This window comes from Deinococcus seoulensis, from assembly GCF_014648115.1.
Taxonomy (GTDB): Bacteria; Deinococcota; Deinococci; order Deinococcales; family Deinococcaceae; genus Deinococcus; species Deinococcus seoulensis.
In genome coordinates this window covers 40,063-52,046 of sequence record NZ_BMQM01000014.1, presented here as the reverse complement: position 1 = coordinate 52,046, position 11,984 = coordinate 40,063, and the positions used below count along the sequence as shown (strand labels likewise).

General features: G+C 71.2%; 10 protein-coding genes. 4 read left to right on the top strand and 6 right to left on the bottom strand.

Features of this window, described 5'->3' with window-relative positions:
* Positions 1 to 3: 3 nt before the first annotated feature.
* Genes IEY70_RS11240 through IEY70_RS11230 form a run of 3 tightly spaced genes read right to left on the bottom strand, consistent with a single transcriptional unit; the run spans position 4 to position 2,860 of the window.
* The gene (locus IEY70_RS11240) at positions 4 to 1,287 is read right to left on the bottom strand and encodes a CaiB/BaiF CoA transferase family protein (protein ID WP_189065109.1); all 1,284 of its coding nucleotides are present in this window, start codon (positions 1,285 to 1,287) and stop codon (positions 4 to 6) included.
* Positions 1,284 to 2,039, bottom strand: coding sequence for an isochorismatase family protein (locus IEY70_RS11235; protein ID WP_229777867.1), 756 nt, complete (start codon positions 2,037 to 2,039; stop codon positions 1,284 to 1,286). Before IEY70_RS11235 ends, IEY70_RS11240 begins: the two co-directional genes overlap by 4 nt.
* Positions 2,036 to 2,860: a FadR/GntR family transcriptional regulator gene (locus tag IEY70_RS11230; RefSeq protein ID WP_189065108.1), complete on the bottom strand. Its 825-nt coding sequence runs from the start codon at positions 2,858 to 2,860 to the stop codon at positions 2,036 to 2,038. The genes IEY70_RS11235 and IEY70_RS11230 overlap by 4 nt, the downstream gene beginning before the upstream one ends.
* Positions 2,861 to 3,205: 345 nt before the next feature.
* Here IEY70_RS11230 and rutA point away from each other — a divergent pair, with 345 nt between their 5' ends.
* The 3 genes from rutA (at position 3,206) to tal (ending at position 6,774) form a co-directional block, all read left to right on the top strand.
* A complete protein-coding gene (rutA, locus tag IEY70_RS11225) occupies positions 3,206 to 4,267 on the top strand; it encodes a pyrimidine utilization protein A (protein ID WP_189065107.1) in 1,062 nt (353 codons plus the stop codon).
* A 291-nt stretch (positions 4,268 to 4,558) separates the two neighbouring features.
* Complete coding sequence (locus tag IEY70_RS11220; protein WP_189065106.1) at positions 4,559 to 5,626, top strand: NAD(P)-dependent alcohol dehydrogenase; 1,068 nt, start codon at positions 4,559 to 4,561, stop codon at positions 5,624 to 5,626.
* A gap of 215 nt (positions 5,627 to 5,841) precedes the next feature.
* Positions 5,842 to 6,774 (top strand): transaldolase, encoded by a 933-nt coding sequence (tal, locus tag IEY70_RS11215; protein ID WP_189065105.1) that lies wholly within the window; start codon positions 5,842 to 5,844, stop codon positions 6,772 to 6,774.
* Positions 6,775 to 6,814: 40 nt separating this feature from the next.
* Here tal and IEY70_RS11210 read toward each other — a convergent pair whose 3' ends face one another.
* On the bottom strand, positions 6,815 to 8,020 hold the full coding sequence (locus IEY70_RS11210) for a hypothetical protein (protein ID WP_189065104.1): 1,206 nt from the start codon (positions 8,018 to 8,020) through the stop codon (positions 6,815 to 6,817).
* A 94-nt stretch (positions 8,021 to 8,114) separates the two neighbouring features.
* A complete protein-coding gene (locus IEY70_RS11205) occupies positions 8,115 to 10,466 on the bottom strand; it encodes an ATP-binding protein (RefSeq protein ID WP_189065103.1) in 2,352 nt (783 codons plus the stop codon).
* Positions 10,467 to 10,657: 191 nt separating this feature from the next.
* On the opposite strand from IEY70_RS11205, the gene IEY70_RS11200 reads away from it, so the two are divergent.
* Complete coding sequence (locus IEY70_RS11200) at positions 10,658 to 10,897, top strand: hypothetical protein (protein WP_189065102.1); 240 nt, start codon at positions 10,658 to 10,660, stop codon at positions 10,895 to 10,897.
* A 73-nt stretch (positions 10,898 to 10,970) separates the two neighbouring features.
* Here IEY70_RS11200 and IEY70_RS11195 read toward each other — a convergent pair whose 3' ends face one another.
* A complete protein-coding gene (locus IEY70_RS11195; protein ID WP_189065101.1) occupies positions 10,971 to 11,939 on the bottom strand; it encodes a GGDEF domain-containing protein in 969 nt (322 codons plus the stop codon).
* Positions 11,940 to 11,984 lie beyond the last annotated feature (45 nt).

Sequence of the window (11,984 nt, the reverse complement as noted above, 5' to 3'; positions counted from 1 at the left end):
GCCTCAGATCACGCCGTCCGCGGCGAGCTGCGCGAGGGCCTCGGCGCTGCGGCCCAGGCGTTCGCCGTAGATCTCGGCGTTGTGCTGACCGAGTTCCGGGCCCAGCGTGCGGACGCTGCCGGGCGTGGCGGTCAGGCGCGGCACGACGCCCTGCATGGGAAAGTCGCCCAGGACCGGGTGCGGCAGGGTCACGATGTTCCCGCGCGCCGCGAAGTGCGGGTCGTTCATCATGTCGCGCGCCGAGTACATACGGCTGGCGGGCACGCCCGCCTCTTCCAGCCGCGCGACGACCTCGGTGGCGGGCAGCGAGACCGTCCACGCGGCGATGCGTTCGTCGATGGCAGTCATGTTGCGGCCGCGCGCCTCGTGCGTGGCGTAGTCCGGGTCGTCGGCCAGGGCGGGTTCACCCATCGCGGCGGCCAGGCGGCGGAACACGTTGTCGCCGTTCGCGCCGATCACCACCCACTCGCCGGGCTGGCCGTTCCCGTCCAGCGCGGGGTAGATGTTGCTGGGCGCGATGCCGGGCAGCACGCTGCCGCTGCGTTCGCGGGTCTGGCCGGTCAGGGCGTACTCGGGAATCATGCTTTCCATGTAGGTCAGGACCGCCTCGTACAGACTGATGTCCACGACCTGTCCCTGCCCGCTGGTCAGGCGGCCGAACAGGGCCATCATGGCGCCCAGCGCGCCCAGCGTGCCCGCCAGCATGTCCCCGATGCTGATGCCCACCCGCACCGGCGGCTGCCCCGGCTCGCCCGACAGGGCGCGCAGGCCACCCACAGCCTCGCCGATGCTGCCGAAGCCCGCGCGGCCCCGGTACGGTCCGGTCTGCCCGTACCCGCTGACGCGCACGATCACCAACCGGGGGTTCAGGGCGTGCAGGTCGTCCGGGCCCAGGCCCCAGCGTTCCAGCGTGCCGGGCCGGAAGTTCTCGACCAGCACGTCCGCCCCCGCGATCAGTTCGCGGGCCAGTGCCTGACCGGCCTGCTGGCGCAGGTTCAGGGTCACGCTTTTCTTGTTGCGGGCGATCACCGGGAACCACAGGCTATGCCCCTGCGGTTTGTGCCGCCCCCAGGCGCGCATGGGGTCGCCCACGCCGGGCGGCTCGACCTTCACGACCTCCGCGCCGAAATCGCCCAGCAGTTGCCCGACGAACGGTCCGGCCAGCAGCGAACCCATCTCGACGACGCGCAGACCGTCCAGCGGGCCGGGCCGCGCCTGGGCAGGCCCGGAGGGTGGATTGACCGGTTGACCGGAGGGTGGGCTGTGGGGTGCGTCTGGCTGGGTCATGGGGTCTCCAGGGGAGTCGGCGAGGTGGGAGGGGCGGCCGCCGGGTCAGGTGATGGCAGCTGCGCCAGCACGTCTTCGAGGGACAGCACGTCGGCGTACTTGGCGTTCATGTCGAACAGGCTGGCCTGATGGGGGGACTCGGCGCGGTCAGCCACGCAGGAGCGCGGGACGATCACGCGGTACCCGTGTTGCAGGCCGTCCACGACGGTGGCGCGCACGCAGCCGCTGGTGGTCGCGCCGCACACGATCAGGGTGTCGGCCCGCTGCGCGCGCAGCCACTCGTGCAGCGGCGGCCCGAAGAACGCGCTGGCAAAGCGTTTGATCCAGACCGGCTCGGCGGGCCGCGCCCCCAGGCGAGGGTCGAGCTGTGCCCAGCGGGAACCGTCACGCAACAGCGCCAGCGACGGCACCTTGGCCAGGAAATGCGCGGCCTCGTGCGGCCCGTCCGGGTACGACACGGTCGTGAACGCCACCGGCAGTTCCCGCAGGCGCATGGCGTCCAGCAGGGTCCGCGTGGCGAGCAGCGCGTCGTCGTACGGGGCGTCTGCCGGGGCGCCCAGCGGGCTGGCCGGGTCCGTGAATCCCAGACTGAAATCCACCACGATCACGGCCGGGCGCACCCCGAACCCGCTGGAGGCCCCCAGGCCGCGCTGCCGGAACGCCTCGCCTAGGTCCGCCGGTGGGAGGGGAGTGCCGAGCGGCGCGGAGCCGTTCAGGTGTACGGAGTCGTTCGGGCGGGCAGGATCGCTCACACTTCTCTCCCCTGCCCCGCAGCGGCCCGCAGCTGTTCTGCCCGCACCTGTTCTGGCTGACGCTCTTCCGGCTGGGTCGGGGCGTCGGGAGCGTCGTCCGGGTTCCCCTCGTCCAGCAGGGGCGCGGCCACGTTGGCGTAGTGGGCCATCACGGCGCGCATGGCCGCCTCGGGTTGCGCGGCGGCCACAGCGTCGGCCAGGGCGGCGTGCAGTGGCGCGGCCTGCAGGATCCGCTGCGGGGTCACGTCGTAGAAGGCCCGCCGGACGCGCCGCGCGCCCTGCGAGGCCAGCGGCGCGTGCAGTTGCGCGGCCACGGCCATCAGGCCAGCGTTGCCCGTGGTGGCGGCCAGCGCGAGGTGAAAGTCGAGGTTCGCGGTTTCGAAGGCAGCGGCGTCGGCGGCGTGCGCGGCCGCGTGTAGGGCGGCCTGGGCGGCGCGCAGGTCCCGCAGTCCGGCGGGATCGCGGCGCTGCGCGGCGAGGCGGGCCACGCCCAGCTCGAAGGCGTAGCGGGCCTCGGTCAGGGGCAGGAAGTCCAGTTGATCGTCCGGGGTGGCGGCGTGTGGCGGCGTGGTGGGGGGGGCGGGCAGGACGAAGGTGCCCTGCCCGTGGCGCACGTCGATCAGGCCGGACATCTGCAGCACGCTGAGGGCCTCGCGGACGCTGGAGCGGCCCACGCCGAACTGCGCGGCCAGTTCACGCTCGGCCGGCAGGCGGTCGCCGGGATTGAGCTGGCCGTCCTGGATGGCGCGGCGCAGTTCGTGCAGCACGTGATCGACCTTGCGGGTGGTGGCAGCGGGTTGAAACAGGGTCGCGTGGGTCATGCGGGGTTCCTCGGGGCGGCCTGCGGGGCCGGTCAGGAGTGCGGTCGGCGGCGGAAGGGCCGCCACGCCGGAAGTGGTCAGATGTCAGACCACTGTACAGGACCGGTAGGTCACCTGACTAGCCGCGCCGCCACACACTCCTCGCCCCGCCGTGACTACACTCGTGAATCAGGAACCCCGTTCCAATTCCCACCTTCTGCCCGGCCTGCCCCTCCCAGGAAGCGGCCGCGCGCCGGTTTGCGTCTGCAAGGGTTCACGTCTGCATGGGCGAGGCCGGCGGCCGCAGCCCGTTTCACCCGTTTCCGCACCCCACCGCGCCCACCCCGGGGCGCACAAGGAGTCTGCATGGATTTTGGCGTGTTTCTACCGATCGGCAACAACGGATGGATGCTCTCGGCAACCAGCCCCCAGTACCGGCCCAGCTTCGAACTGAACAGGGACATCACGCTGGCCGCCGAGAAACACGGCTTCGAGTTCGTGCTGAGCATGGTGAAACTGCGCGGCTTCGGCGGAAAGACCGAGTTCTGGGATTACAACCTCGAATCGTTCACGCTGATGGCCGGGCTGGCCGCCGTGACCAGCCGCATCCAGCTGTACGCCAGTGTCGCCACGCTGACCCTGCACCCCGCCATGGTGGCGCGCATGGCCGTGACCATCGACGACATTTCCGGCGGGCGCTTCGGCATCAACATCGTGTCCGGCTGGAACCGCAGCGAGTACGCGCAGATGGGCGTGTGGCCCGGCGACGAGCACTACGCCTCCCGCTACGACCACGCCAGCGAGTACGTGCAGGTCATGAAGGAACTCTGGCGGGACGGGGTCAGCAACTTCAAGGGGCAGTACTTCCAGATGGACGATTGCCGCCTGCTGCCCAGACCCAGCCACGACATCCCGCTGGTGTGCGCCGGGGCCAGCGAGCGCGGCATGGCCTTCTGCGCCGAGCACGGCCACTACAACTTCATGATCGCCGACACCGAGGGCGACAAGCTGCGCGCCTTCAACGAGACCCTCAGTGGCGTGGCCGCCGCCGCCGGACGCGAGATCGGCACGTACGCCCTGTACACCGTGATCCTGGCCGACACCGACGAGGAAGCCCGCGCCCGCGAACAGCATTACCGCGACGGCGCCGACCTGGACGCCATCGCCTTCATGACCGGTCAGGCCAGCCTGGACACAGCCGGAACGACCGCGCAGGTCATCTCCGAGTTGCAGGGCGCGACCTTCATGGGAATCGGCCTGCTGGTCGGCTCGCCCGCCACCGTCGCGCAGCAGATCGACCGTCTGGCGCAGATTCCCGGCACGTCCGGCATGATGCTCACCTTCGATGATTTCGTGAAGGGCGTGGAACGCTTCGGCAGCGAGGTCATGCCGCTGCTGCAGTGCCGTCAGGCCACAGCGGCCGATTGAAGACCTGAAGACGGCCGGCCCGGCGTGGGCGTCCAGAACCGCTCCGGGATCCGCGGGGGCAGCGCTGGGCGCCCCGCCGAGTTTATCGGGCCGAAGTTGTAGGGCCGGTGTTGTGGGGGCCGACTTTGTGGGCCTGCACTGATTTGGGTGGCGTGCCTGGACGTAGCCTTCCGGGCACCCGCCGACTTTTCCGCGTTCCGCGCGCCGAGCGGCCAGCACACACCCAGCACACACGACGCCACGTTCTCACGTCCACAGGCGCGCAGAGCCCCCCGCCATCAGGAGTTCCACATGACCAAAGTGCATGCCTACGCCGCCCTCGACGCCACCACTCCCCTTCAGGCGCACGTGATCGAGCGACGCGACCTGAAACCCACGGATATCCAGATCGAGATCCTGTACAGCGGCGTGTGCCACTCGGACCTGCACCAGGCGCGCAGCGAGTGGGGTCCAGCCATCTACCCGCTGGTGCCCGGCCATGAGATCGTGGGCCGCGTGACCGCTGTGGGTGAGCAGGTCAGCCGCTTCAAGGTCGGGGACCTGGCGGGCGTGGGCTGCATGGTGGACTCCTGCCAGCACTGCGATTCCTGCGCCGAGGGCCTTGAACAGTACTGCGAGAACGGCGCCACCTGGACGTACAACTCGCGTGAACGCGACACGAAACTCCCCACGCACGGCGGGTACTCCACCGATATCGTCGTGACCGAGGGCTTCGCCGTGCACGTCCCGGAGACGCTGGACATCCGGGGGGTGGCGCCGCTGCTGTGCGCCGGGATCACCATGTTCTCCCCGCTGAACCACTGGAAGATCGGCAAGGGGCACCGGGTCGCCATCGTGGGCCTGGGCGGCCTGGGGCACATGGGCATCAAACTGGCGGTCGCGATGGGCGCCGACGTGACGCTGTTCACGACCTCGCAGGGCAAGGCCGACGACGCCATCCGCCTCGGCGCGCACCACGTGGTGTTCAGCACCGACAGGGACGCCATGAAGGCCGCGCGCGGCAGCTTCGATTTCATCATCAGCACCGTGCCCAGCGGCCACGACCTGAACCCGTACCTGATGACCCTCAAGCGCGACGGGCAACTGGTGATCGTGGGCGCGCTGGAACCCGTGGGCCTCAGCGGCATGCCCCTGGTCGGACAGCGGCGCAGCGTGGCGGGCAGCAACATCGGCGGGATCGCCGAGACGCAGCAGATGCTGGACTTCTGCGCCGAGCACGGCATCGTGGCTGACGTCGAGATGATCCGCATGCAGGACATCAACGAGGCCTACGAGCGGATGCTGAAGAACGACGTGAAATACCGCTTCGTGATCGACATGGCCGCCTACCGCGCCGAGCAGGAATCGGCCGCCGACTGACCGCGCGCCCCTGAGCGTTCCCGACCGGCCCGGCATTCCCTGCGGGCCGGATACGCGTGGGGGCATGAGCGTCGGTTCAAGGAAACGTCTGGATGAAGGCGGGACTCCTCAGGGAGTGGGGCGTATGGTACGCAGTGTCGCGCGGCAGGCGCGCTCCGTGCCCGCCGCCCTCTCCCTCTGTACCGACTCTTTCCCCTATTTTTTCGGAGGTTCACATGAACGCACTCGAACAACTCAAGCAGATGACGGTCGTCGTGGCCGACACGGGCGACCTGGACGCCATCCGCCAGTACCAGCCGCAGGACTGCACCACCAACCCCTCGCTGATCCTGAAGGCCGCTGGCCTCAGCGGGTACGCGCAGGCGCTGAAGGAAGCGCAGGAACTCGGGGACGTCGAGGCAGCCATCGATCAGCTGACCGTGCGCATCGGGACGGAACTGACCCGCATCGTGCCCGGCTACGTCAGCACCGAGGTGGACGCCCGCCTGTCCTTCGACACGGACGCCATGATCGCCAAGGCCCGCCACCTGATCGAACTGTACGCCGCGCAGGGCGTGGGTAAGGACCGCATCCTGATCAAACTGGCGACCACCTGGGAGGGCGTGGAGGCCGCGCGCGTGCTGGAAGCCGAGGGCATCCGCTGCAACATGACCCTGGTGTTCAGCCTGGAGCAGGCCGTGGCCGCCGCGCAGGCCGGGGCGTACCTGATCTCGCCGTTCGTGGGCCGCATCACCGACTGGTACAAGAAGAGCACCGGCACCGCCGAGTACGCCACCGACGAGGATCCGGGCGTGCAGAGCGTGCGCACCATCTACCGTCACTTCAAGACGCACGGGTACCCGACGGTCGTCATGGGCGCGTCGTTCCGCAGCGCCGCGCAGGTCAAGGCGCTGGCCGGCTGTGACCGCCTGACCGTCAGTCCCGCCCTGCTGGGCGAACTGGCCGGGGACACCGGCACGCTGGAACGCGTGCTGAACGACCAGCCCGCCACCGAGAAGGAAGCGGCGATGACCGAGGCGGACTTCCGCTGGGCGCTGGCCGCGAACCCCATGGCGAACGAGAAGCTCGCCGAGGGCATCCGTGGTTTCCACGAGGACACCGAGAAACTGCGCGCCCTGCTGCGCGCCCCCCAGCCCGCCGGAGCCTGAACAGCAGCCCGACCATTCGACCCGGCGCCGCGCGGCGCGTTCAGGGCAACTGCACGACCTGCCCGTCGTTCAGGCCCAGGAACGCGCCGCGCGGCGTGATCAGCAGCGGACTGGACGGCCCGGCGTTCAGCACGGCGCGGTTCACGGGACTGGCGTTGACGGGGGCAGAGGCGGGACTTTCCGGGGCGGGCGTCACGCGCCGGGTCCGGGTTCCGTCCTGCGTGCCGACCCACGCCGCGCCCTGCCACACGCCGCCCGTGACGCGCCGCGCGCCGATCTGGTGACTGCTGACCCCGGTGGTCAGCGCCGTGGCCCGCAGCGCCGACCCGACCCGCTCGTAGCGGTGCAGGACGCCGCCGATGTGCGGCGTGTGCACGGCGTACAGGGCCGCGCCGTCCGTGAACGGCGCCAGCCAGCGCCCGCCCCGCCCGAAATCCGGGCCGACCGCCTCGATCCGCAGGGCCGCGCGGGCGGCGTCCAGGCCGACCAGCGTGAGGGCCGCGCCGCGCTGCGCGGAGGACCGCACCACGGCCAGCAGGTCACGCGTTCCCGCGCGGACCGGGCGGGCCTCCCAGTCCTCGAACACGTACGGGGCGGGCAGGGTCAGGCGTGAGTGCACGCGCAGGGTCACGGGGTCCACGCTCAGCAGGGTCGTGGCTTCCAGCGCGTCACCCAGCACGCCGTGAGCGAGGCGGTCGCCCGGATCGGCCAGCACGGCCACACTGAACCGGCCGTCGCCGCGCAGGTCCGCCAGCGTGGGCCGCGCGTCCGGCAGGAGCTTCAGGGCCGCGCGGCGGCTCACGCGGCCGCCCGCCTCGACGCGCAGCAGGTCACCGCTGCCCGCCACGACCAGCAGCGCGCCGTCCGGAGCGCACAGCGTCCCGGCGACGGTGCTCAGGCCGCGCACGCCGGTCAGGCCGCCCCACCACAACTGGCCGCCTTCGAGCACGGCCGCCACGTCCGGCCCGCAGGCCGTGATGGGCGCGTCGGTCGCCAGGCCGCTCAGGCGGCGGGCCGGGGCGGCGCCCACCGTCCACAGTTCGCCCCGGTCCGTCTGCGCGTACAGCGTGCCCGTGGCGGTCACGTACGCCAGGGACACCGCCGGGTCCGGCAGGCGCGCCGCGACGGTCGGTGCGGCAGGAGGCGGTGCGGAAGGGGACGTCGTCTGCGCCGCAGCGAGGAACGGCGCGGCCAGGAGCGCGCAGGTCAGCACTCGGTTCAGCACTCGGGTCAGCAGGGCTGTCATACCCCAGCATGACGCAGGCCGGGCGCCGCGACGGGAAGCTGCGTCCCGTTCGTTCCACTGTCCGGCCTGAACCCACCCGCCGGCAGGCCCACGGTCAGCCCGCGTCGGGGAGGGTGAAGTAGAAGGTGCTGCCCTCTCCGGGCGTGCTGTCCAGCCACAGCTGCCCGCCGTGCTGCTCGACGATCTTCTTGCAGACAGCCAGGCCGATGCCGGTGCCCTCGTACGTCTCCCGGACGTGCAGCCGCTGGAAGATCTCGAAGATCCGCCCGAAGTACTGCGGTTCGATGCCGATGCCGTTGTCCGCGACCGCGAAACGCCACACCGGTCCGTCCCGCTCGGCGCTGACCCGCACGTGCGGCGTGACGTCGGGCCGGCGGTACTTCAGGCCGTTGGAGATCAGGTTCTGGAGCAGCTGATCGAGTTGCAGCGCGTCCGCGCGGACGGTCGGCAGGGCCGCGCGGGTCACCTGCGCGTCCGGGGCGTCCACCTGCAGGCGCTGCGCGACCCGGTCGAACACGGCGGCCGAGTCCACCGGCAGCACCTCGTGCGGCTCGGTGTGCACGCGCGAGAAGGTGAGCAGGTCGTCCACCAGTTGTTTCATGTGCTCGCCGCTGGTCACGATCTGCCGCAGGTACAGCTGCCCCCGCTCGTCGAGAAGCGAACCGTACCGGCGTTCCATGATCCCGGCGAAACTCGTGACGGCCCGGATGGGGGCCTGCAGGTCGTGCGAGGCGACGTACGCGAACTGTTCGAGTTCGGCGTTGCTGCGTTCGAGCTGCTCGGTGCGCCGCCGCAGCTCACCGGCCTGCTCGGCGCGTTCCAGCGCCAGCCCGAGGCTGCGCACGACGGTGTCCAGCGTGACGCGGTCCGTGGGCGTCCACTGGCGCCCGTCGAACAGCACGGCAATCAGGACGCCCACGACCGCGCCGTGCCGGAACACCGGCAGGGACGCCACGGTGTTCACGTGCTGCACGATCTCGGGCGGCGTGTCGCTGCCGCGCGCGTAGTCGTCCTGGTAGTACGCCTGCCCGGTCGTCCAGGGCACGTCGACGCTGGGCGTGTGCCCGACGGGCGGGCCCGCGTCGATGAACGCCTGCAGGTCGTCGTTGCCCACGCTGCCGACCTGCACGCGGTTACGCCAGTGCGCGCCGTCCTGCTCGTAGTACAGCGCGTAGCCGGGCGGCAGCAGGGACAGCGTGACCTCCTGCGCGCGCCGCACGAACTCGTGGGGGTCGCCGTGCGTGGCGAGGTCCTGCGTGAGCCGCGCGAACGCCTCCAGCGCCTGCGTGCGCGCGTCGAGTTCCGCGTTGCGGGCCTGGAGTTGCCGCGTGATCTCCGTGCGTTCCAGCGTGATGCCCAGGCCGCGCGTGACGGCGCGCACCAGCGCCTTTTCACGGTCACTCCAGATGCGGGCGTCCTGGGTACCCACCGCGAACAGGCTGCGGGTCTCGCCGTTCACGGTCAGGGGGAGCAGCGCGACCGCGCCGTACGTGCCGGTGCTGGGCAGGTCGTTCGCGTCGGCGTTCCAGCCGTCCGCGAACACCGCCGTCTGCGAGCGGGCCGCGCTGCTGAAATCCGGGGCGTCCTCGGGCACGCCCGCCTGGATTTCGGCGGCGACGTCCGGCGCCACGTCCTCGGACCACACGCGCGCCTTCCACCAGCCGCCCTCCAGTTCGTAGTACGCGGCGCTCACGTGCTGCAGTCCGGCCTGCACGACCCGGATTGCCTGCCCGGCCAGGACGTGCACGTCACTCTCGGCACCCACGGCTTCCTTGTATGCCACGAAGGCGTCCAGCGCGGCGCGCTCTCCCTCGAGTTCGGCGGTGCGGGCCTCGACGCGCGCCTCGAGTTCCTGGCGGAGTTGCGCGCGGTCCAGGGCCACGGCGCACTGGGCGGTCAGGCTCCGCAGGAACCGGATTTCGGGGTCGGTGAAGTGATGCGGTTCCTGGAAGTCCACCGTCAGCGCGCCCAGCGGGTGATCACCGAGCAGCATGGGCAGCACGGCCGTGGCGACCGCCGCGCCCGGCACGCCGATCGGCAGTTGCGACTGCGCTTCCTGGGCGTGCGGTTCCTGAGGCTGTGACCCCTGGGCGTGCGGCCACCGAGGGTAGCGCTGCCCAAGGGACCGCTGATCCTCGAAGAACAGCGCCTCGCGTTTCTCCAGCGCGTCACGGACCGGCCCGTGAACGTCCAGCGGTCCGGCCTGCCCCAGCCGCGACAGTTCACGGCTGCGCTCCTGGGCGCTGATCAGGGTCAGGGACTGGCCGGGCGGGTCGAGCAGCAGCACGGACCCGGCGGTGGCGCCCAGCGCGTCACGGGCAGAGGTGAGGACCACCGCGAGCACGTCGTCCTGACGGCTGGCAGCTGCGAGCGCTTCCGTGACGGCCTGAAGGCGGTCACTCAGGTGAGCGCTCGCGGAAGCGTCAGGGTCAGGGGGGACAGGCATTCGACCAGAGTAACTGGTTTACGCCCATCCCCCACCGGTAGCTACCACCCGGCCACCCGCCCCGAACAGTGCCCAACCGGAGCCCGGACCGGGGCGCGGGCAATCTCGCACCGGTCGCGGGCTGCCGCGCCATACCATGAAGGCATGCACCGCCTTTTCCATGACCGTTCCAGCAGCGCCGCGGGAACCCCGTGACCGCCGGGCTGAGCGCCACGCACCGGCGCATCCTGGCCGCCATGCTGAACGGCACCGAGTTGCTGCAACGCCCCGGCGAGGACTGGGAACTGGACGGGCAGCGCGTCCCGTTCAGTGACCTGCAGGTCCTCTGGGACGCCCAGCTGGTCACGTTCCGCCTGCCCATGACGCACACCGCGTACCTGAACCTCACGCCGGAAGGTGCCGCGGCCCTGGGCCGGGAAGCGGCCGACTGATACGGACTGCCGTCTGTTGCGCTGACAAGCCGCCCCCACACCGCCCCGGCCAACTCCTCGTCCGGAATCCGTATCAGAGGTCGTCCAGGGTGCCGGGCGCGGTGGCGCTGCGCAGGCGGTCGCGCCCGGCAGCTTTCGCGTCGTACAGGAAGCGGTCCGCCTGGTCGAGCAGCACGCTGGCCGACCCCGCCTGACTCAGGACGGCGACGCCGCCGCTGAGCGTGACGGGTTGAATGCCGGGCAGCCGCAACTGCCGCACGCGGCCCAGCAGGTCCAGGACACGCACGCGGGCCTGCGCGAGTGTCTGGCCGGGCAGGAGCAGCAGGAATTCCTCGCCGCCCCAGCGGATCACGGCCCCGCCGGGCGGCAGGCCCCCGTGCAGGACGGCCGCCACGGCCACCAGCACCCGGTCGCCCGTCTGGTGCCCGAGGCTGTCGTTGATGCGTTTGAAGTGGTCGATGTCCAGCAGCGCGACGCACAGCAGGTGCGGGGTCGCGGCGTGCCGGGCGGCGGCGTCGTCCAGGGCGGCCTGCCCGGCGCGGCGGTTCAGGATCCCGGTCAGCGGGTCGGTGGTCGCCAGGGTCAGGAGGGCCTCGCTGCGGATGCGTTCGCGGTTCACGGCCAGTCCGTGCTGCGTGAGGTACCAGATGACCGGCAGGGTCAGCCCGGTCAGCAGCACGCCCGGCACGTCCGGCTGGCGGCTGGCGAACGCGGCGAGCAGCAGCAGCGCGTACCCCGCGCAGACCATCAGGGCGGCGGAACGCAGGCTCAGCCACGTGAACGCGAACAGCGCCACCAGAATCAGGTGAATCAGCAGGCCCGACGCGACCGGCCGCTGCGTGACCGTCACGTTCTGCACGTTCGCAGCGAACCAGAGCAGCAGCACGCTGACCGCCACGCGTTGCAGGGCACGCAGGCTCGCGCGGGGCCAGAGGGTCAGCAGCAGCAGTCCCAGCGAGATCAGCAGTCCGGGCAGGGCGCGGCCCGCCTGCTGAAGCGGATCGTCCTGCCTGGACAGTTGCAGCAGGATCAGGGCGTTCACGGCCGTCGCCAGGCCCGCGAGGCCCTGAAGCGCCTGCCGCTGGCG